General features: G+C 65.2%; 20 protein-coding genes. 12 read left to right on the top strand and 8 right to left on the bottom strand.

The window, feature by feature from the left end; genetic code table 11:
• Positions 1-74: 74 nt before the first annotated feature.
• From acpM to MYCSP_RS08245, 5 genes are read left to right on the top strand one after another with little or no spacing between them, the layout of a single operon-like run.
• Positions 75-374, top strand: a complete 300-nt coding sequence (acpM, locus tag MYCSP_RS08265) for a meromycolate extension acyl carrier protein AcpM (protein WP_030095371.1) — start codon at positions 75-77, stop codon at positions 372-374.
• A gap of 5 nt (positions 375-379) precedes the next feature.
• Positions 380-1,633 (top strand): 3-oxoacyl-ACP synthase KasA, encoded by a 1,254-nt coding sequence (gene kasA, locus MYCSP_RS08260; RefSeq protein ID WP_043080046.1) that lies wholly within the window; start codon positions 380-382, stop codon positions 1,631-1,633.
• Positions 1,634-1,651: 18 nt separating this feature from the next.
• Positions 1,652-3,073 (top strand): acyl-CoA carboxylase subunit beta, encoded by a 1,422-nt coding sequence (locus MYCSP_RS08255; RefSeq protein WP_088413576.1) that lies wholly within the window; start codon positions 1,652-1,654, stop codon positions 3,071-3,073.
• Positions 3,070-3,903 carry an alpha/beta fold hydrolase gene (locus MYCSP_RS08250; protein ID WP_088413575.1) on the top strand — a complete coding sequence of 278 codons (834 nt, stop codon included), beginning with the start codon at positions 3,070-3,072 and terminating at the stop codon, positions 3,901-3,903. Before MYCSP_RS08255 ends, MYCSP_RS08250 begins: the two co-directional genes overlap by 4 nt.
• Before the next feature lie 59 nt (positions 3,904-3,962).
• Entirely contained in the window at positions 3,963-4,349 is a 387-nt protein-coding gene (locus tag MYCSP_RS08245; protein WP_083014012.1) for a DoxX family protein, read from the top strand.
• 7 nt (positions 4,350-4,356) lie between these two features.
• Here the strand turns inward: MYCSP_RS08245 and MYCSP_RS08240 are convergent, their stop codons facing one another.
• Positions 4,357-4,890: a DUF3145 domain-containing protein gene (locus tag MYCSP_RS08240; protein ID WP_083014013.1), complete on the bottom strand. Its 534-nt coding sequence runs from the start codon at positions 4,888-4,890 to the stop codon at positions 4,357-4,359.
• A 224-nt stretch (positions 4,891-5,114) separates the two neighbouring features.
• Positions 5,115-5,933: a serine hydrolase domain-containing protein gene (locus MYCSP_RS08235; RefSeq protein WP_083014014.1), complete on the bottom strand. Its 819-nt coding sequence runs from the start codon at positions 5,931-5,933 to the stop codon at positions 5,115-5,117.
• Positions 5,934-5,957: 24 nt separating this feature from the next.
• On the opposite strand from MYCSP_RS08235, the gene MYCSP_RS08230 reads away from it, so the two are divergent.
• Together MYCSP_RS08230 and MYCSP_RS08225 are read left to right on the top strand one after the other, a co-directional pair.
• A complete protein-coding gene (locus MYCSP_RS08230) occupies positions 5,958-7,046 on the top strand; it encodes an S-(hydroxymethyl)mycothiol dehydrogenase (protein WP_088415526.1) in 1,089 nt (362 codons plus the stop codon).
• 13 nt (positions 7,047-7,059) lie between these two features.
• Positions 7,060-8,811, top strand: coding sequence for an amidohydrolase (locus MYCSP_RS08225; RefSeq protein ID WP_088413574.1), 1,752 nt, complete (start codon positions 7,060-7,062; stop codon positions 8,809-8,811).
• Positions 8,812-8,824: 13 nt separating this feature from the next.
• On the opposite strand, the gene MYCSP_RS08220 is transcribed toward MYCSP_RS08225, so the two are convergent.
• Entirely contained in the window at positions 8,825-9,889 is a 1,065-nt protein-coding gene (locus MYCSP_RS08220) for a GGDEF domain-containing protein (RefSeq protein WP_088413573.1), read from the bottom strand.
• A 74-nt stretch (positions 9,890-9,963) separates the two neighbouring features.
• On the opposite strand from MYCSP_RS08220, the gene MYCSP_RS08215 reads away from it, so the two are divergent.
• On the top strand, positions 9,964-11,337 hold the full coding sequence (locus MYCSP_RS08215) for a styrene monooxygenase/indole monooxygenase family protein (RefSeq protein ID WP_088413572.1): 1,374 nt from the start codon (positions 9,964-9,966) through the stop codon (positions 11,335-11,337).
• A gap of 3 nt (positions 11,338-11,340) precedes the next feature.
• Here MYCSP_RS08215 and MYCSP_RS08210 read toward each other — a convergent pair whose 3' ends face one another.
• Both MYCSP_RS08210 and MYCSP_RS08205 read right to left on the bottom strand, forming a co-directional pair.
• Complete coding sequence (locus tag MYCSP_RS08210; RefSeq protein WP_070911060.1) at positions 11,341-12,549, bottom strand: lipid-transfer protein; 1,209 nt, start codon at positions 12,547-12,549, stop codon at positions 11,341-11,343.
• Positions 12,550-12,557: 8 nt separating this feature from the next.
• Positions 12,558-13,718, bottom strand: a complete 1,161-nt coding sequence (locus MYCSP_RS08205; RefSeq protein ID WP_070911061.1) for an acyl-CoA dehydrogenase family protein — start codon at positions 13,716-13,718, stop codon at positions 12,558-12,560.
• 106 nt (positions 13,719-13,824) lie between these two features.
• On the opposite strand from MYCSP_RS08205, the gene MYCSP_RS08200 reads away from it, so the two are divergent.
• Positions 13,825-14,409, top strand: coding sequence for a TetR/AcrR family transcriptional regulator (locus MYCSP_RS08200; protein ID WP_070911465.1), 585 nt, complete (start codon positions 13,825-13,827; stop codon positions 14,407-14,409).
• Here MYCSP_RS08200 and MYCSP_RS08195 read toward each other — a convergent pair.
• The gene (locus MYCSP_RS08195) at positions 14,406-14,918 is read right to left on the bottom strand and encodes a MarR family winged helix-turn-helix transcriptional regulator (RefSeq protein WP_088413571.1); all 513 of its coding nucleotides are present in this window, start codon (positions 14,916-14,918) and stop codon (positions 14,406-14,408) included. The genes MYCSP_RS08200 and MYCSP_RS08195 overlap by 4 nt on opposite strands.
• Positions 14,919-15,009: 91 nt before the next feature.
• Here MYCSP_RS08195 and MYCSP_RS08190 point away from each other — a divergent pair, with 91 nt between their 5' ends.
• From MYCSP_RS08190 to MYCSP_RS08180, 3 genes are read left to right on the top strand one after another with little or no spacing between them, the layout of a single operon-like run.
• Positions 15,010-15,987 (top strand): quinone oxidoreductase family protein, encoded by a 978-nt coding sequence (locus tag MYCSP_RS08190; protein ID WP_088415525.1) that lies wholly within the window; start codon positions 15,010-15,012, stop codon positions 15,985-15,987.
• Positions 15,988-16,044: 57 nt separating this feature from the next.
• Positions 16,045-18,528, top strand: coding sequence for a glycogen/starch/alpha-glucan phosphorylase (locus MYCSP_RS08185; protein WP_088413570.1), 2,484 nt, complete (start codon positions 16,045-16,047; stop codon positions 18,526-18,528).
• Between the two features lie 17 nt (positions 18,529-18,545).
• Positions 18,546-19,181, top strand: a complete 636-nt coding sequence (locus tag MYCSP_RS08180) for a cysteine hydrolase family protein (RefSeq protein WP_083014022.1) — start codon at positions 18,546-18,548, stop codon at positions 19,179-19,181.
• 134 nt (positions 19,182-19,315) lie between these two features.
• Here the strand turns inward: MYCSP_RS08180 and MYCSP_RS08175 are convergent, their stop codons facing one another.
• On the bottom strand, positions 19,316-20,248 hold the full coding sequence (locus MYCSP_RS08175; protein ID WP_162266331.1) for a TauD/TfdA family dioxygenase: 933 nt from the start codon (positions 20,246-20,248) through the stop codon (positions 19,316-19,318).
• Between the two features lie 44 nt (positions 20,249-20,292).
• A complete protein-coding gene (locus MYCSP_RS08170) occupies positions 20,293-20,646 on the bottom strand; it encodes an Rv2640c family ArsR-like transcriptional regulator (RefSeq protein ID WP_088413568.1) in 354 nt (117 codons plus the stop codon).
• Positions 20,647-20,776: the final 130 nt, after the last annotated feature.

Here is a 20,776-nt window from a genome sequence, read left to right as displayed (position 1 = left end):
CTCATCCAGTTCCACATAACAGAGTTCACCCCAGGGCTGCGTCCGCAGTCCACAACACCGAAGGGAGCCACCGAGTGGCCACCGCAGAAGAAAAAGATCGCATCGTCGCCGGTCTCGCCGAGATCATCGAAGAGGTCACCGGTATCGAGCCTTCCGAGGTCACCCTCGAGAAGTCGTTCGTCGACGACCTGGACATCGACTCGCTGTCGATGGTTGAGATCGCCGTCCAGACCGAGGACAAGTACGGCGTGAAGATCCCCGATGAGGATCTGGCCGGTCTGCGGACCGTTGGCGATGTCGTCAACTACATCGAGAAGCTCGAGCAGGAAAACCCCGAGGCCGCAGCCAACATCCGCGCGCAGCTGGAGGGCTAGGACCAGTGACAACCCCTTCCACTGCCAACGGTGGCTTCCCCAACGTCGTTGTGACGGCTCTCGCCGCAACGACCTCTATCGCGCCTGACATCGAGGGCACGTGGAAGGGATTGATCGCCGGGGAGAGCGGCATCGAGGTTCTCGAGGACGAATTCGTCGAGAAGTTCGGTCTGCCCGTGTGGATCGGTGGGCACCTCAAGGAGCCCATCGACAACCACATGACCCGGTTGGAACTTCGCCGGATGGCCTACGTGCAGCGGATGGCGCTGCACGTAGGCCGTCAGGTCTGGCAAAACGCCGGCACGCCCGATGACATCGACAAGGACCGTCTCGGCGTCGTCATCGGTACCGGGCTCGGCGGTGGCGAGCGCATCGTCGAAACCTACGACACCATGAATGAGCATGGCATTCGCAAGGTTTCACCGCTCGCCGTCCAGATGTGCATGCCCAACGGTGCCGCCGCGGTGGTGGGCCTGGAGATCGGCGCCCGCGCGGGCGTCATCACGCCGGTGTCGGCGTGTTCCTCCGGCTCCGAAGCCATCGCGCACGCGTGGCGCCAGATCGTGATGGGCGATGCCGACATGATCGTCTGCGGTGGTGTCGAGGGCATGATCGAGGCCCTTCCGATCGCCGCATTCTCCATGATGCGCGCGATGTCGACACGAAATGACGAGCCGGAGAAGGCTTCTCGCCCGTTCGACAAGGATCGCGACGGGTTCGTGTTTGGCGAGGCCGGCGCCCTCATGGTCATCGAGACCGAGGAGCACGCCAAGGCTCGCGGTGCGCAGATCATCGGCCGCGTGATGGGCGCCGGAATCACTTCCGACGCGTACCACATGGTGGCCCCCGGCCCCGACGGCGTCCGCGCCGGTGCGGCCATGACCCGCGCGATTCAGACAGCTGGCTTGTCCCCCAAGGACATTGACCACATCAATGCTCACGGCACGGCCACCCCGATCGGCGACGTCGCCGAGGCCAACGCGATTCACGTCGCCGGTGTGCAGCACGCCGCGGTGTATGCGCCCAAGTCAGCGCTCGGCCACTCGATCGGCGCCGTCGGCGCTCTCGAGTCCGTGCTCACCGTGCTCGCACTGCGCGACGGCGTTATCCCGCCGACGCTCAATCTTGACAACCTTGATCCCGAAATCGACCTGGATGTCGTTGCGGGAGAGCCGCGTCACGGGGATTTTAAATACGCAATCAATAACTCGTTCGGATTCGGCGGGCACAACGTTGCGCTTGCCTTTGGCAAGTACTAAGCACCAGAGAGGCTCAAGATGACGATCCTGGCTCCGGAGGCCGTCGACGAATCGCTCGATCCGCGTGATCCGTTGTTGCGGTTGAGCACGTTCTTCGATGACGGCAGTGTTGAGTTGTTGCATGAGCGTGACCGCTCGGGTGTGCTGGCCGCCGGTGGCACGGTCAACGGAGTCAGGACCATCGCTTTTTGCACCGACGGCACCGTCATGGGCGGGGCCATGGGTATCGAGGGCTGCCGCCACATCGTGGCCGCCTACGACACCGCCATCGAAGAGCAGAGCCCCATCGTGGGTATCTGGCACTCCGGCGGTGCCCGTCTGGCTGAAGGGGTTTCGGCCCTGCACGCCGTCGGGCTGGTCTTCGAGGCCATGATCCGCGCCTCCGGTTACATCCCGCAGATCTCGGTCGTCGTCGGCTTCGCCGCCGGCGGCGCCGCCTACGGGCCGGCCCTGACCGACGTCATCATCATGGCCCCGGAAAGCCGCGTGTTCGTCACCGGACCCGACGTGGTGCGTTCGGTGACCGGCGAGGACGTCGACATGGCCACCCTGGGCGGCCCCGAAGCCCACCACAAAAAATCCGGTGTGTGCCACATCGTGGCCGACGATGAGCTGGACGCCTACGCGCGTGGTCGCAAGCTGGTCGGGTTCTTCTGCCAGCAGGGCGTGTTCGACCGCGGCCGCGCCGAGGCCGATCACACCGACCTGCGCGCGCTGCTGCCCGAATCAGCCAAACGCGCCTACGACGTACACCCGATCGTCAACGCCCTGCTCGACTCCGATGACCCGTTCGAGGAATTCCAGGGCAAGTGGGCGCCGTCGATGGTCATCGGCCTGGGCCGCCTGGCCGGGCGAAGCGTCGGCGTGCTGGCCAACAACCCACTGCGTCTGGGGGGCTGCCTGAACTCCGAAAGCGCCGAAAAAGCCGCACGCTTCGTGCGCCTGTGCAACGCCTTCGGCATCCCACTGATCGTGCTCGTGGACGTGCCCGGCTACCTGCCCGGTGTCGGCCAAGAATGGGGCGGGGTGGTGCGCCGCGGCGCCAAACTCCTACACGCGTTCGGTGAAGCCACCGTTCCGCGCGTCACCCTGGTCACCCGCAAGATCTACGGTGGTGCCTACATCGCCATGAACTCCCGCTCGCTGGGCGCCACCAAGGTGTTCGCGTGGCCGGACGCCGAGGTCGCCGTCATGGGCGCCAAGGCCGCCGTAGGCATCCTGCACAAGAAGCAGCTGGCCGCCGCCCCCGAAGAGGAGCGCGAGGCCCTGCATGAGGAGCTGGCTCTCGAGCACGAGCGGATCGCCGGTGGCGTGGATCGTGCCATCGAGATCGGCGTCGTCGACGAGGAGATCGAGCCGTCGCAGACCCGCGCGGTGCTGACCCGCGCCCTCGCCGAAGCGCCGTCACGGCGCGGCCGGCACAAGAACATCCCGCTGTGACGGTCGGCACCACGGTCACGGTCGACGGACACCGGCTGGCATATCGCCAGTTCGGTTCCGGGGACCGCGTTGTGGTGCTGTCCCACGCCTTCCTCACCTCGCACTATCTGGAACACGCCTGGGCCAAGGAATTGGCCGAGCGCGGTTTCCGGGTGATCTGCCTGGACCTGCTCGGCACCACCGCCGATGAGCGCCCGCTCGAGCCGGACCGCTACAACTCACAAGCGCTTGGCCGCCAGCTCATCGGCGCCCTGGATGCCCTGGGCATCGAGCGCGCGGTGCTCGGTGGCACCTCCGTCGGCGCGAATGTCTCGGTCGAGGCGGCGGCGCTGGCACCCGAGAAGGTCGCCGGTCTGCTGCTGGAGGGGCCATTCCTGGAGAACGGCATCGGTGCCGCCGGATACCTGTGGTCCGCCGGGCTCACCCTGTTCACGCTCGGTCGGCCGCTGGTGTGGCTGGTCGGCGCGGTGGCCCGATCGTTCCCCGAAACCGAGCAGCCCACCCTGGGCTTGATTCGCTCCTTCCTGACCGCTCCGCCGTCGAGATCCGCGGCGTTCATGAGGGGCATGCTGGTGGGCCGCATGGCACCGCCACGCGCGGTACGGCGGGCCGTCGATGCGCCCACCATGATCCTCTCGCTCACCGCCGACCCGCTGCACCCGGCGGCCGACGCGCACAATCTCGCCATCGATATCGTTGGCGCGCAGGTGGTTTCGGCCGGAACACTGGCCACCCTGCGGTTCTGGCCGCGCCGGGTGACACCCGCGATCGTGAGCTTCCTGGTGGAGACGTTCGGCATCGACGTCGCCACGCGACAAGCCGACGCCTAGCCATCCCCGTACTGTTAGAGTGACGTTTCATTCACATAATCGACAAGGGAGTCTGGGGAATGGCACTGCGACGCAAGAAGGCGCTCAAATTGCTCGTCGACGGTCAGCCGACCGCAACGCTCGTCCCGACGAAGGTCGGCCCTAGTCTCATCCAGCGACTCTCGGTTCTCATCGCGAACCTGATCCGCATCGGCTTCCGGGCTGGCGGTGCCGGACTGGCAGCCACCGGCGTCGCGCATTTCGTCGCACCCCAGCCGTTCGAGTCCATCTCCAAGGTCGCCTTCCCGGAGGACACTCGCCGCTGGGTGTACCAAAACGGCTTCACCGAGCTGCTGCTCGGGCTCGCGCTGGCGTTCCGCCGCACCCGCATCGTGGGCAGCCTCGGCGGCCTCGCCTACATCGGGTTCCTGATCAGTCGCGTGATCGGCAACGCGAACAAGGGGTAGCCCCCGCCTAGCCGACTCCGCGCAGCCAGGTCACCTCGGCGCCGTCGCCGCCACTGCGGTACGGCTCCAGCGCGTCATCCCAGGCGGTGCCGAGCATGTTGTCGAGCTCCGAGGTGATGCTGCCCGCATCGGATTCCATCAACCCGCGCAGGCGCATCTCGCTGACCATGATGTCGCCGTTGGCACTGGTGCTCCCGCTCCACATGCCGAGCTGCGGAACGTGGCTGAAGCGCTGACCGTCGACACCGTCGCTGGCGTCCTCGGTGACCTCGAAGCGCAGCACCGGCCACGAGCGCAGGGCGTTGGCCAGGCGTGCACCGGTTCCGACCGGGCCCACCCAGTTGGTGACGGCACGCAGCTGCCCCGGCATGGCCGGCTGGGCCTGCCAACGCAACTTCACCGACTCGCCGGTGCGCCCGGGAGCGATTGTCGACAGAGTCGACGACAAAGCCCACTCGACGTGCGGGCATACCGCAGCCGGTGAGGCATGGATGTACACCACGCCGGTTGTCGAGTCGGCGAACTGAGGCGACGCGTGCATTCGTAGTGCTCCTTTGTCTTCGACGAGGACGTCTTCCCCAACGACTCGCGAAGCTTCTAGAGCGTGTTACCGAATTACACCAATGTGCCTTGTGACACCATTGTGCCCTGTGGTGCGCGTGTTGCGCCAGTCCTACCGACGAATTTGAGGTAACGGCTTCCTGAGAGTTTTGACAGAGGCCCCTGTACCCCGCCAGACCCCCGCCGAAGAGTTTCGAAGGAAAGTCAGCCGAATTCGGCCAGCACGGCATCGGACAGCTGAGGCCACACCTGGTTGGCCCAGCCATCGAAGGTTCGGTCGGTCAGCACGACCAGCCCCAGATCGACGGCCGGATCCACCCAGATGAACGTGCCGGCCTGACCAAAATGCCCATAGGTGGCCGGCGAATTCTCGGCACCCGTCCAGTGCGGGATCTTGCTTCCCTTGATCTCGAAGCCCAGACCCCAGTCATTGGGCCGCTGCACGCCATAGCCGGGCAGCACCCCGTCCAACCCTGGAAAGGCGACATTGGTGGCTCGCTGATGTGTTTCGGCGGTGACCAGACGCGGCCGCAGCAGATCTCCGACGAAGGCCACGAGATCCACGACGGTGGACGAGCCGCCGTACCCGGCGGTGTCTGCCCCGCCCGGCAAGACCGTGTGCCCCATTCCCAGTGGCTCGAACACGGCCTCGCGCAGATACGTGCCGAACTCGATGGTGGCTCCGGCAGAGACGGCATGTGCCAGTACCGCGAAGCCATAGTTCGAGTACACCCGGCGAGTGCCCGGCTTGGCGATCACGGCATCGGAAAGCAGCGACAGTCCGGAAGCATGGGCGAGCAGATGCTCGATCGTCGAGCCGGGTGGACCTGCCGGAGTACTCAACTCGACGGCACCCTCTTCGAGAGCCACCTGTGCCGCACGGGCCACCAGTGGTTTGGTGACCGACGCGAGCGCGAATTGGTGCGTCACAGGGCCGATTTGGGCCCTGACGCCCTCCGGCCCCACTACGGCAGCGGCGACGGTTGTTACCGGCCAGTCGGCGACGAGGTCGAGAGCACCCATGGCTGGGACTGTAGCGTCATGCGCATGTCTGAAACTGTGCGCGGTGTGATCGCTCGATCGGTGAAGGCTCCTGTGGAGTTGGTGGACATTGTGATCCCCGATCCGGGGCCCGGTGAGGTCGTGGTGAAGGTGCAGGCGTGCGGGGTATGCCACACCGATCTGACGTATCGCGAGGGCGGGATCAACGACGAGTTCCCGTTCCTGCTGGGCCATGAGGCGGCCGGGATCGTGGAAACCATCGGCGCGGGCGTAACCACCGTCGAGCCCGGCGATTTCGTGATCCTGAACTGGCGCGCCGTGTGCGGAGTGTGCCGCGCCTGCAAGCGTGGACGCCCGCAGTACTGCTTCGACACCTTCAACGCCACCCAGAAGATGACGCTGACCGACGGCACCGAGCTGACCCCCGCCCTGGGCATCGGCGCCTTCGCCGAGAAGACCCTGGTACACGCCGGACAGTGCACCAAGGTCGACCCCACCGCCGACCCGGCCGTCGTCGGGCTGCTCGGGTGCGGAGTGATGGCCGGACTGGGCGCGGCCGTCAACACCGCGGGCATCGGCCGCGACGACACCGTGGCGGTGATCGGATGCGGCGGTGTCGGGGACGCCGCGATCGCCGGAGCCGCCCTGGTGGGCGCACGGACCATCATCGCCATCGACACCGATGACACCAAACTGGCCTGGGCCAAGGACTTTGGCGCCACCCACACCATCAACGCCCGCAATGTCGATGATGTGGTGACCGCGGTGCAGGAACTCACCGACGAGGTCGGCGCCGACGTGGTGATCGACGCCGTCGGGCGCCCGGAAACCTGGAAGCAGGCCTTCTACGCCCGCGACCTGGCCGGCACCGTCGTGCTGGTCGGCGTTCCCACCCCCGACATGAAGCTCGAGATGCCGCTCATCGACTTCTTCTCCCGCGGCGGTGCCCTGAAGTCCTCCTGGTACGGCGACTGCCTGCCTGAGCGCGACTTCCCCACCCTCGTATCGCTGTACCAGCAGGGCCGTCTGCCGCTGGACCGGTTCGTCTCCGAACGCATCGGGATCGAAAATATCGAGGCCGCATTCGACAAAATGCACCACGGCGAGGTCCTACGCTCAGTGGTAGTGCTCTAACCGAGGTCGGCACGTGTCGATCAATCGGAGGCAGTTCGTCGTGGGAGGCGCCACCGTGGCGGCTGCCACAACGGGTTTGGCCGCACTCGCCGGATGCGATGACGACACCGCCGGTCCCGACACCGGCGCCGACCTGATCTTCGTCGGCGGCCCGATTGTGACGGTCGACGGCCGTGACACCACCGCCGAGGCGCTGGCTGTCACCGCGGGAAAAATCGCCGCCGTCGGCACGCGACAGGACGTGATGAGGCTGCGCACCGCCGAGACGGACGTCATCGAGCTCGGCGGGTGCGCGCTGCTTCCCGCGTTCGTCGAGGCGCACAGCCACCCGAGCCAGATCGCCGCGACGCTGGGCCCACCTGCCGTGGACGTGCGCCCGTTCGTGGTTCCCACCGGCAAGGAGGTGATGCAGAAGCTGGCCGATACCGTTCGGGCCACCCCGAGGGGCACCCAGGTGCTGCTGTACGGCATCGACCTGCTGCTACAGCCGAATCTCCAATTGCCCACGCGCACACAGCTCGACGCGCTGGCACCGGACAACCCGGTAATCATCGTGGCCAACAGCGGGCATGCCGCGTACGCCAACAGCGCCTCCTTCCAGCTGGCCGGAATCACCCGGAACACGCCCGATCCGGTGGGCTCGGAGTACGTGCACGGACCCGACGGTGAACTCACCGGCGAGGTCCGGGAAACCGCCGCGCTGGTCACCCTGATGACGCCCTATCTCCGCGATGTCGCCGAACCCAACGCGTACGAGAACCTGCACTGGGCCTTCGGTCAACTGGCTGCCGCGGGCATCGCCACGACCAGTGAACACAGCTACAGCGCAGCACAATCGGCAGACCTGTACCGGCGGATGGCCGCCGACCCGGCCGTCAAGCTGCGCATCCGCGCCTACGAGATGGGCACCCCTGAGCTGGCCAAGGACCCCGCACACGTCGCGGGTCCGCGGGCCGGTGCGGACCAGATGTTCGCGCAGATCGGTATGAAGCTCTGGGCCGACGGATCACCTTGGCAGGGAAACATTTTCACCTCGTTCCCCTATCTGGACACCGAAGCCACCCGCCGAATGGGCCTGGAACCCCATCACCACGGCGGGATGAACTACACCCCCGAGCAGGTCACCGAGCTGGCGACGGCCTTCATCAAGCAGGGCTGGCAGCTGGCCTGTCACGTGCACGGCGACCGCGCGGTGGACGTGGTGCTGGACGCATACGAGAAGGCCCAGTCCCCCGCGTCGGCGCGTTCCCGCCTGGAACACGTGGGCGCGATGACGCCGGCGCAGTTCCAGCGCGCGGCGCGTCTGGGCGTACACCCCAGCCTGTTCATCGAGCACGTCTACTTCTGGGGTGATCCCCTCATTGACGAGCTGTTCGGTGAAGACCATGGCGCGCACTGGATGTCGGCCAAGTCCGCGCTGGACGCCGGGCTACGGATTTCCTTCCACAACGACGGCAACGTCTCACCACCGGACCCGTTGGGCAACATCGCAACCGCGGTCACCCGCAAGGCCAAGGGATCGGGCCGAGTGCTCTCCCCCGAGCAGCGGATCAGCGTCACGCAGGCCGTGCGCGCGCAGACCATTGACGCGGCCTGGCAGCTGCATCTCGACACCGAGATCGGCAGCCTTGAGGTGGGTAAGTACGCCGATCTCGTGGTGTTGTCGGCCGACCCGCACGCCGTCGGAGCGGATGCGTTGCGGGAGATCACAGTCCGGGCCACCTATCTGGCCGGGCGACAGACCTACACCGCACCCGAGCGCTAGACCGATGCCGCGCTCAGCGCTGCTGTTGCGGCAGACCCCGCGAGCTCTTGGCCTGGTACAGGGCTTCATCCGCCCGGCGGAGTAGCTGGTCGAAATCAAAGCTGCCGTCCGCGGTGGACTGCCATGCTGCACCCACGCTCACGCTCCAGGAATCGATGCCCGGCCTCGGGGTGCTCACCCGACGAATGGTGTCGTGGACACTCTCGCGCCGCCCGGGGAACGCCACCACCAGGAATTCGTCGCCACCGATGCGCGCGGCGATCTCGCCCACGCGCGTACTCGCCATCAGCATGTCCGCCACCTCGATCAAGGTGGCGTCCCCCGCATCGTGACCACGCGCGTCGTTCAGCTCCTTGAGCCCGTCGAGGTCCAGCAGCACCACGACGACTTCCACGGCGTCGAGGCGCTTGCGATGCAGGACCTCCTTCGTGGCGTTGACTCCCCTTCTGTTCAGCAGGCCGGTGAGTGGATCGCGGTTGGCAGCGACCGCCGAGCCCAGGATCGAGTACGTCGTGCTCTCGATCACTGCCTGTAGGAGCACCGGAACAATCATGACCGAGGTCAGGATCGGTAAGACGTACATGATCTGGTTGAACCATGTCGAGACGCCCGATTCGACGTTGAGCGCGATGAGCACACTCAGGTTCACCAGGGCGAATCCACAATGGGCCACAAGGCCCCGTCTACCCAAGAAGAAGGCGGGAATCAGGCCGATGAGGCCCAGGTAGACGATCGCAAAAAGCCTGGCCATGGGGTCGGAGAACATGGCCGTCCCGATCGCCACCGTCAGATCGGCCCACACCACGAAACAGACCATGACCCGTCGACTTGGCCACGGCAGGAAGAACCAGCACAAGCCGACGATCACCGCCGATGCCGCCGCGATGTTGACGACCAAGCGCGGCCAGAAACCCTGCGGGCCGAGCGCATTGAAGTTGCTGATCAGGGCAAGCACGACCACCAACATGCACATCACACCGATCGCAGTCCTGAGCCTGCCCAGTTGCCCGGTATCTCGCAGGCCGTTGGTGACCACGTCGTACTGGAAACCCGGTTCCAGCCGCTGCCGATTGCGCACGGGCCATTATGGACCTTGCAATCACCATGAGCGGGTGCCTTTCGCGCACAAGTTCACACGCCGATAGTGGCGACATGACGACGAAACACGGACGCAAAGCCGCCATTATCGGCGCGGGCCAGACCGGCGCGACTGCGGCATTGGGCTTGTTGGGCAAGGGTTTTGACGTCACCGTCTACAGCGATCGGGACCAGCGGAGCCTGCGCGAGGATGTGCCCGCCACCGGTACCTCGCTCATTTTCGGCGAGGCACAGCGCGCTGAGGCCAGTCTGGGATTGGCGAATTACCTGGATCCGGGGCCCACCTCCACGGGCCTCAGCGTGCGCCTGGTCGACGGCAACGAACCCGAACGCCCCGAGATCATCGCCTTCGACGCGGACTTTGACGGCGGCACCCGGGGCGTCGCCGTGGATACCCGACTCAAGGCCGATGACCGGCTCACCGATTTTCAGGAGCGCGGTGGTCGCCTCGTCGTGGAGCAGGTGGACCCGCAGCGGCTTGATTCGATCGCCGCCGAGCATGACCTGACGTTGGTGGCGACCGGCCGGGCTGGGCTGTCGTCGTTGTTCCCGGTGGACGCCTCGCGCACCGTGTACGACCGTCCGCAGCGGCGGCTGCTCATGCTGACGGTGGCCGGATTGGGACATGGGCCGGAGGTCTTCGCGCACCGTGGGCCCGCAGGTGGACAGCACAGCGCGTTCTCGTTCATCACCGATCAGGGCGAGGCATGGTGGGGGCCCTACCTGCATAAGGACGCAGGCCCCTCCTGGTCGTTCCTGACGTGGGCCAAGCCCGGCAGCGAGTGGGAACGACGGTACGCCGCCGTCGACAGTGCGGCCTCCGCCCTGCAGGCCGTCACCGATGTGCACCGCGAGTACATCGACTGGGACCTGCCGGAGGTGTTGTCACTCAACGTCATCGAGGAGGACCCGCATTCGTGGATCACCGGAGCGGTGACCCAGCTGGTGCGACACGGGGTGGGGCACACGGCCAGCGGTCATCCCGTCGCGGCGCTCGGCGACACCGCGGTGGCCTATGACCCCATCGCCGGGCAGGGCGCGCAGGGCGGCCTGATCCAGGCGGCCGCGCTGGTTCACAAGGCCGCAGCACACGAAGGACCTTTCGATACCACTTGGCTCACTGGGGCTTTCGAGGAGTTCTACAACCGCCGGGCTCGCGCAGCACAGTTGGTGACCAGGCTCTACCTCGGCGATGACGAGCTGCACGATTACGGCGATCTGTTTTTCGCGGCCGGTCACGTCCACCAGGGATTCGCATCCAAGCTGTTCAGTCTGCTCGACGATCCGAAACCCTTCGAGAGGGTGACCTCGATCGAGGCGGCCAAGGAGCTCATCACCGAGTGGGCCGGCGAGCCGGCCGACGCCATCCTGGAACGCTTCTCCCCTGCCGGGCAGTTCGCGCGGTCCGGGCTGGTTCACGCCGCCTGACGGCTACCGGTTGGCCGGGCGGTATACCGTGACCACCACCGAACCGCCGAGCCCGATGTTGTGTTGCAACGCCACACCATCCTTGGCGGCGGCACCGGCGACCTGACGCTTGTCGGCTTGCCCGCGCAGCTGCCAGTTCAGTTCCGCGCATTGGGCCAGGCCGGTCGCGCCCAGCGGATGCCCCTTGGAAATCAATCCGCCCGACGGGTTGACCACCCACTTGCCGCCAAAGGTGGTGTCCTCGTTGTCGATCAGCTTGCCGGCCTCGCCCTGCTCGCAGAAGCCGAGCGCCTCGTAGACCAGGATTTCGTTGGCCGAGAAGCAGTCGTGCAGCTCCACCACGTCGATGTCCTCGGGGCCGATCTGCGCCTGCTCGTACACGGAGGCGATGGCGGCCTTGTTCATGTTCGCGCCGACGATGCCCGCCGCGGTGCCGTCGAAGGTATCAGCCCGATCGGTCACGGTGGCCTGCCCGACGATCTCCACGGCCTGATCGGCCAATCCGTGCTTGTCGACGAACTCCTCGCTCGCCACGATCGCGGCCGCCGACCCATCCGAGGTGGGCGAGCATTGCAGCTTGGTCAGCGGACCCACGATGGCGCGCGAGGTCAGGATGTCTTCCAACGAATACTCGTCCTGGAACTGGCTGTACGGGTTGTTAACCGAGTGCTTGTGGTTCTTGTAACCGATCCACGCCAATTGCTCGGCAGTCAGGCCATATTCACGCATGTACTCCTCGGCTGCGGCGGCGAACATCCACGCGGTCATCGGGAACTGCGGCTGGCTCAGCTCGCCGAGCGCGATGATCTGCGGTTGCAGCGGTGACTCGCGGTCGGTGAACTTCATGCCCAACGAGCCGGGTTCCATCTTCTCGAACCCGGCCGCAATCACCACATCGGATTGGCCGCTGCGAATGGCGTTGGCCGCCATGAACAGTGCCGTCGATCCCGTCGAGCAGTTGCTGTTGACGTTGTAGATCGGAATGCCGGTATGGCCCAGCTCGTAGAGGGCGCGGTGGCCCGAACACGAGTCACCGTAAACGTTTCCGATGAACGCCTGCTCGATGTCCTCGTACCGCACTCCCGCGTCGTCAAGAGCCTTGGTTCCGGCCTCCTTGACCATGGCCGGGTAGTCCCAGCCCTCGCGACGGCCCGGCTTCTCGAATTTGGTCATGCCCACGCCGACCACGAAAACCCGATTATTGTTCTTCATGATTCTCCCTAGAGCGATCGGCTGATGAGTTCTTTCATGATTTCGCTTGTGCCGCCGTAAATCTTGTTGACTCGCGCGGCCGCGTAGGCGCGGGCGATCGGATACTCCATCATGTATCCGTATCCGCCGAAGAACTGAACGCATCGGTCCACCACGGCGACGCCCTTGTCGGAGGCGACAAGCTTGGCGATCGAGGCGGTCGCGGGGTCGTTGGTGCCGTCGATGTAGTTCTGAATGCACCAGTCCACGGTGGTCTTGATCGAGAGCACCTCGGCCTTCAATTCGGCCAGCTGGAACTTGGTGTTCTGGAACTTGATGAGCGGCTTGCCGAACGCCTCGCGCTCCTTGGTGTACTTGATCGATTCCAGCACAGCGGCTTCGGCCATGCCCGCATTGGCCGACGCGATGATGAGCCGTTCCCGCGCGAGCTGCGTCATGAGCTGGAGGAACCCCTGGCCGTCTTCCTCACCCAGCCTGTTGGCCACCGGCACACGCATATCGGTGAAGAACAGCTCACGGGTGTCCTGCCCGTGCTGGCCCACCTTCTCCAACACCCGGCCGCGTTCGAATCCCGGCAGGTCCTTGGTTTCGGCGACAATCAGCGATATCCCCTTGGCCCCCTGCGTCGGATCTGTCTTGGCCACGATCACCAACAGGTCACAGTGGGTGCCGTTGGAGATGAAGGTCTTGGAACCGTTGATGACGTAGTGGTCACCATCGCGGATCGCGGTCGTGCGCACTCCCTGTAGATCCGAACCCGTTCCAGGCTCGGTCATCGCGATGGCGAGTACCAAATCGCCACTGATGATCCCCGGCATCCACCGATCCAGCTGTTCCTTGTTGCCGTACGTGTTGATGTAGTGCGCGACGATTGGTGAGTGCACGGCCCACCCGGTCGAGGAGTCCTGCGCCAGCGCAAGCTCCTCGGCCACCACAGCCGAGAACCCAAAATCGCCTCCGGCGCCACCATATTCCTCAGGTAGGTCCAGCCCCAGCAGTCCGGCATCGCCCATCTTGTTCCAGAACTCACGGTCCACCTGATGCTGGGCACTCCAGCGCTCCTGGTTGGGTGTGGACTCCTTACGCAGGAACTCCGCGGCGTGCTTACGCAGGTCGCGATGCGCGTCGGTTTCCCAGGACGCGCGATAGGCCGGGAACAATTCGGACATCAGTTCACTCCATTCAGGGACAGCACGTCCTGGACCTCCTCGTCGAGGACGATACAAGTGTATCGTTTGAGATTCATTTGTAAAGGGGTGCAGTAAGATGGCAGCCATGGCAAACCCGCGCGCAACGGATGAGGACCTGACGGCCAAGGCGCGTATTCGCAATACCGCGCTGGATCTGTATGCCCAGTACGGAGAGGAGCGAATCTCATTGCGTGCGGTGGCATCCGAGGCCGGAGTGACCCTCGGACTGGTGCAGCACCACTTCAAAACCAAGGCCGGGCTACGCGAGGCCGTCGATCAATTGGTGGTCGACTACTTCGTCAGCACGCTCCGGTCGGTCGAAGACGAGAAGGACCCCCGCAAGCTCGCCGCCGCCCGCGACGCCGCGGTCCGACGCATGCTCGAGGCCAACCCGCCGATCGTGAACTATGTGCGCAGGGCGGTGTTGGAACCTTCCGGCGAGCAGATGCACCTGCTCGATGCGCTGATCGGCCTCACCCGTGACGAGGTGGCCACGCTGCGCAAGAAAGGCATGGCGCCCACTGATCGCACGGAATCTACTCAGGTGGTATCGGTACTGGTTCGCCAGATGGGAGCCTTGCTCCTACAGCCGCTCATCGATGCCGCCTGGGATCGCGTACAGCCGGGAGACATCCCCAAACCCACGCTGTCCATCAAGGTGCGCGACTAAGAGCTCTGCGCCACGATCCGCACTCCATCCCTGCCCGAAGCCAGCAGATCCTGTAGCACCCTCTCGACAACCTGCAGATCGGCATTGCTGTAGCGCTGCAAGAAATCGCGCACACCGCGTTCCATCTCCTCATGCAGTGCGGCATGCACATCGGCGATGATGCGTCCGTCCGCGGTTAGCGTGAGCTCAATTTCCTTGCGGTTGCCGGGAATCGGGGTGCGCTCGACCCAACCCGCATCCACCAGTCGCTGCACATGCTTGGACACCGTGCCCTTGAGCTGACTCGAGCGCGCGGCCAGGCCCACCACGCTGACCGGCCCCTCGGCGATCGCCGCCAGCAGATGCAAGGACAGCGTCGGCAGCGTCCTGATGAGCTGTTCCATCCGGGACGGGCATCGCTGCGCCATGAAATCGCGCTCGGCGTCCGAATCCTCGTCCGGCTCGAACTTGTCCCCCACCGCCCCCACCAGGGTGTTGATACTGCCGATCAACGCCGACTTGGTTTTCATGGAAACCATCTTGCCATCCGACGGCAGGCGTCGTACATTGTTTCCATGGTTTCGATGGAAACCATTTCTACAGAAACTTGAGGAGTACGCCATGAAGGCAGCAGTCGTTCATGAGTGGGGGCAGCAGCCCGCCTACACCGATTTCCCCGATCCGCAGCCGGCCGACGGCGCCGAGGTCGCCACCGTCGAGGCGTCGGCGCTGACCAATCTCACCCGCGCCGTCATCTCCGGAAAGCACTACAGCAGCAAGGAAGTCACCCTTCCGGCTATCGCCGGGGTCGACGGGGTCGCCCGGCTGGCCAACGGTACCCGCGTGTACGCCGGTTCCGTCGCGCCGTACGGCCTGATGGCCGAGCGCACCCTCGTGTACCCGGCCGGGGCCGTAGAGGTGCCCGAGCACGTAGATTCGGTGACCGCCGCCGCGATACCCAACCCAGGCATCTCCGCCTGGTTGGCCCTGTCCCATGGCGCCGCGGTGCAGCCCGGCCAGCATGTGCTGGTGCTGGGCGCCACCGGCGTGACCGGCTCGCTGGCGGTTCAGTTGGCCAAGTCGGTGTTCGGGGCCGGCCGGGTGACGGTCGCGGGCCGCAGCACCGAGCGGTTGGACTGGCTGCGCACGGTCGGTGCCGACGACGCGATCACGCTGGGCAGCGATGACCTCGCCGAGAGCATCACCGCACGGCATGCGGCGCGCCCGTTCGACGCGGTACTGGACTACCTGTGGGGCTCCCCCGCCGAACAGACCCTGAACGCGATCGCGGCCAGCCATCCGTCGGCGCACTTCCACGCCACCCGCTTTGTGCAGATCGGCGCGATGACCGGGGAGACCGTCAGCGTCAACGCCTCTACCCTGCGCAGCACGGGCATCATCCTGTCCGGAGTCGGTATCGGCAGCATGCCACCCGAGGCCCTGCTGCGCGCCCGTACCGAGGCCCTGCCGAAGCTGTTCGCCATGGTCGACAGCGGGGAATTGCAGCTACAGACGCTGGCCCGGCCGCTGTCCGAGATCGAATCCGTCTGGGCGTCGAAGGAGCCGTCCGGGGTGCGTGTGGTGGTCACTCCCCAGTAACCTGCCGGTCGCCTGTTTTCGGTTTTCCCGTGCGCCATTCGATGGCACGGTGTTGACATGACGCACTTCGCCGAACTCGATCACGACGAGCACTCCCGCACCGGCTTGAACGCGGACACGCTGCAGCGAGCCATCATCGACCACCTGCGGTACTCGATCGGGCGTCCGGCGAGCGTGCTGACACCCGCCCACTACTACCGCGCACTGGCCCTCGCGGTCCGAGATCGCATGCAGCAGCGCTGGATCGCCAGCATGCAGACCTATCTGGATCTGAGCCGCAAGGTGGCGGTGTACCTGTCCGCCGAATTCCTGATGGGGCCGCAGCTGGGCAACAACCTGCTGAATCTACAGATCGAGCAGCAGGCCCGCGACGCGCTCTCGGCACTGGGCCAGGATCTCGACGAGGTACTCGAATGCGAAGAGGAGCCGGGCCTGGGCAACGGCGGCCTGGGACGGCTGGCGGCGTGCTACATGGACTCGCTGGCCACCCTGGATCGTCCCGCGATCGGGTACGGGATCCGCTACGAGTACGGGATCTTCGATCAGGAAATCCGCGACGGCTGGCAGGTCGAGAAGACCGACAACTGGCTGGACAACGGAAACCCTTGGGAGATCGCCAAACCCGACCTCAACTTCCTCGTCGGATGGGGCGGCCACACCGAGCAGTACCTGGACGAGGACGGAAAATTCCGGGCCCGCTGGGTACCGCAGCGCTTCCTCAAGGGCATCCCCTACGACACCCCCATCCAGGGCTACGGGGTGAACACGTGCAACACACTGACCCTGTGGAGTGCGCGCGCGGTGCAGTCCTTCGAGCTGGATGCCTTCAACGCCGGCGATTACTACAAGGCCGTCGAGGACGAGGTGTCCTCCGAGACCGTCACCAAGGTGCTCTACCCCAACGACGAGCCCGAGGCCGGTAAGCGTCTCCGGCTGCTGCAGCAGCACTTCTTCGTCTCGTGCTCCCTGCAGCGCGTGCTGCACATCCTGGAGGATGTGGCCGAGCGTCCGGTCAACGAACTCGCCGAACAATTCGCCTTGCAGCTCAACGACACTCACCCGTCCATCGGCGTCGCCGAGCTGATGCGGCTGCTTCTTGACGAGCGCGGACTGGGCTGGGACGAGGCCTGGGAGATCACCGTGGCGGCCTTCGGATACACCAACCACACCCTGCTGCCCGAGGCGCTGGAGACCTGGCCGCTGGGATTGTTCGCCGAGTCCCTACCCCGGCACCTGGAGATCATCTACGAGATCAACCGGCGTTTCCTCGACGAGGTCCGGTCGCGTTTCCCCGGCGACGATGCCCGGGTGCGGCGCATGTCGCTGATCGGCGAAGACGGCGGCAAGAGCGTGCGGATGGCGCATCTGGCCACCGTCGGCAGCCACGCCGTCAACGGTGTGGCCGCGCTGCATTCGGAGCTGCTCAAGGAAAGCGTGCTCAAAGACTTCTACGAGTTGTGGCCCGAGCGATTCGGCAACAAGACCAATGGAGTGACACCGCGCCGCTTCCTGGCGCTGGCCAATCCGGCGCTGCGGGAGCTACTCGATGACACCATCGGCGAGGGCTGGGTGGCCGACCTGGACAAGCTGCGGGAGCTGGAACCCTACGCCGAGGACTCGTCTTTCCGGATGCAGTGGCGAGAGGTCAAGCGCCTCAACAAGGCCCGGCTCGCCGAGTACGTGCTGGCGACCACCGGGGTGAGCCTTGATCCCAATTGGATGTTCGACGTCCAGGTCAAACGGATCCATGAGTACAAGCGCCAGCACCTCAACGTGTTGCACATCGTGACGCTGTACCACCGCCTCAAGCAGAACCCGGAACTGCGGATCGCCCCGCGCGCCTTCATCTTCGGCGGCAAGGCCGCGCCCGGATACTTCATGGCCAAGCGGATCATCAAGCTCATCAACGCAGTCGCCGAGGCCGTCAACAACGATCCACATGTCAGCCAGTTCCTCAAGGTGGCGTTCCTGCCGAACTTCAACGTCAAGAGCGCGCACCTGATCTACCCTGCCGCGGACTTGTCGGAGCAGATTTCCACGGCGGGCAAGGAAGCATCGGGCACCGGGAACATGAAGTTCATGCTCAACGGTGCGCTCACCATTGGCACGCTCGACGGCGCCAATGTCGAGATGCGTGAGGAGGCCGGGTCCGAGAACTTCTTCCTGTTCGGGCTCACCGTCGACGAGGTGCAGCGCCTGGTGCACGAGGGATACCGTCCCGAGGACTTCGTCGAGCTGAACGACGAGCTGCGTGCGGTGCTGGATCTGATTGCCAGTGGCCACTTCTCGGGCGGCGACCCGTCGGTGTTCGCACCCATCGTGGATTCGCTGCGCGGTCACGATCCGTTCCTGGTGCTGGCCGACTACTCCTCGTACATCGAATGCCAGGACCGGGTCTCCGAGGCCTGGCACGACGTGACGGCATGGACGAGGATGTCGATCCTCAACACCGCCCGCAGCGGCAAGTTCTCCTCGGACCGCGCCATCGCCGAGTACTGCGACGACATTTGGGGTGTGCGGCCGGTCACCGTCCAGGTGTAGGCGCCTACTGTGGTGGGGTGACTAGCTTCGTCGCTCCGCAGTGGGACAGTTCAGCACTGGTGGTCATCGATGTGCAGACCGAGTTCGTCTCCGGTGCCATGGCGGTGCCCGGGACCGCCGATCGGATTCCGGCGCTCACACGTCTGGTATCGGCTTTCCGCAAGGCCGGGCGGCCGATCGTGCATGTGGTGCGGCTCTATGTCCCCGGTGGCACAGACACCGATTTGCCCCGTCGCGCAGAAATTCTCGCCGGCCGCGAGGTCGCGGCGCCGGGCAGCGACGGTTCGCAAATCCCCACCGAGCTCCTGCCACACGACGCCCAGCTGGACTCAGAGCTACTGTTGGCGGGCGGATTTCAGGAAGTCGGGCCCGCGGAGCACATTGTGTTCAAGCCCCGCTGGAGCGCTTTCTACCGGACCGAGCTGGAGCAGCACCTGCGTGAGCGGGACGTGTCGACCGTCGTGGTGGCGGGCTGCAATCTGCCGAACTGCCCGCGCGCCACACTGTTCGACGTTTCCGAACGGGACTACCGCGCGGTGCTTGTCGAGGACGCAACCTCGCAGGTGACCCCGGAGCGGGTGCACGACCTGACCCTCATCGGGGTGAACATCGCCGATGTGACGTCGGTGGAGCAGGAGCTGGCGCGAGTCTGAGGGCACCCAGGGATTCCCGGGACATGTCCCCAGTGCCCACCTCTATGCGACAACTTTCGCGGAGGCACGGGGTTTGTCGCTCAGAGGTGGGCACCTCGAGATGCACTTCCGGAGCGCGCCCCTATCGGAACCGATCAGCCTGATTGTTTCGGGATACCGGCACGCAGGATTTCGTGGGTGGCGGCCCTTTCGGTGGTCAACCACAGGCGTAGCAGGTGACGCCGCAGCGCCGGATCGTCGTGATCGGAGTATTCCTCGCGGGAGTGCAGCACGGTGGTGTTGTTCAGTATCTGCACATCGCCGGGCGCGAACTGCATCTCGATATGGAACGCACGCTCGTTGGCGATGTTCTCGGCCAGCTCCAGCGCCGCACCTTGCGCGGCGGTGAGCCGGGGCGCATCGGGGTGGCGCTGAGAGTCGCGGATGTACCAGGCGATGAAGAAGACTCGCGGCGTGCCGTCGATGTCGGCGATGGGGGCAAGCTCAAAGAATGGCGATTCGCCGTCGCGTTGTTCGTTGTTGCGATCCCACGGCATCGGCTGGTACATGACCTCGACCAAGTGCGGAGCACGGCGCAACATCTCGTTGTAGATGGCGTGCGCACTGACGATCTTGGATTCACCGCCACTTTTCGCAGGATGCAGGCACAGCAGCGCGACCAGGTCCGAGCCATCGCTATGGAAGTCCTGGCGCAGGTTGGTGCGGTACTTGCGCACGCCCGGTTCCACGGCGATCTGTTCGTCACGGATGTGAGTAAGCAGGTTCGCATGCCGATCTTGACCGACCGGACGGCCCAGGAGCGATCCGAGGCCCAGGTAGGCGCGCTCAACCTGGCCTTCGGCGAGTTCCTCGATGGGAAAGCCGCGTAACCGCACGAATCCGGGCCCCTGGTGCAGCAGGTCGAGCCATCGCGCTGCTGCGTGGCCGAAATGTGCTGACAGATCGCCTGTTTCACCCCGACCGTAGGCGATCAGAACATCCCGGTCGGCATCATCGAGCGAGAACGACCACGCCGACTCGTCGGGAAAATCCCGCGGAGTCCACACCGACGGCCGCGCGCTGTCCACCATCGCTCTCATTGAGCATCTTCCTTCCACCCGACGTGCCACGGTCAGCAGCAGGTCATCAGCACCCCGCGCAATGCCTCGATGGCCTGGGCGTTGACGCGGTAGTACACGTTCGGGCCACGCCGCAGCGCGGTCACCAACCCGGCCTTCTTCAGCTGGCTCAGATGGTGACTGACGGTGCCGTCGGTCAGTCCGACCAGTTCTGCAAGGTCTCGGGTACACAACTCGCCGCCGTTGGAGGTCATCAGAATCGACATCAACCGAAGCCGTGCCGGATCGGCAAGAGCCTTGAGCCGCAGTGCCAGATGCACCGCCATGTCTTCGCCCAGCGGAACCATCGCGATCGGCTCGCAGCAGATCGGCGCGCTGATATCGATCACGGGCAACGCCTTGGGCATGTCACATACTCTACCCGCCAAAGCATCTTGACATATATCAAATGTGTGGCATTCTCCTCACAGATCAATATTTGACATATACCAAATGCCTAAGCGCGGCAGAGACATCCGGCGGTGAGAAGTTCTCACC

This window comes from Mycobacteroides saopaulense (assembly GCF_001456355.1).
GTDB lineage: Bacteria > Actinomycetota > Actinomycetes > Mycobacteriales > Mycobacteriaceae > Mycobacterium > Mycobacterium saopaulense.
The sequence above is the reverse complement of the archived record's forward strand: the minus strand, read 5'-3'. Positions and strand labels throughout refer to the sequence as shown.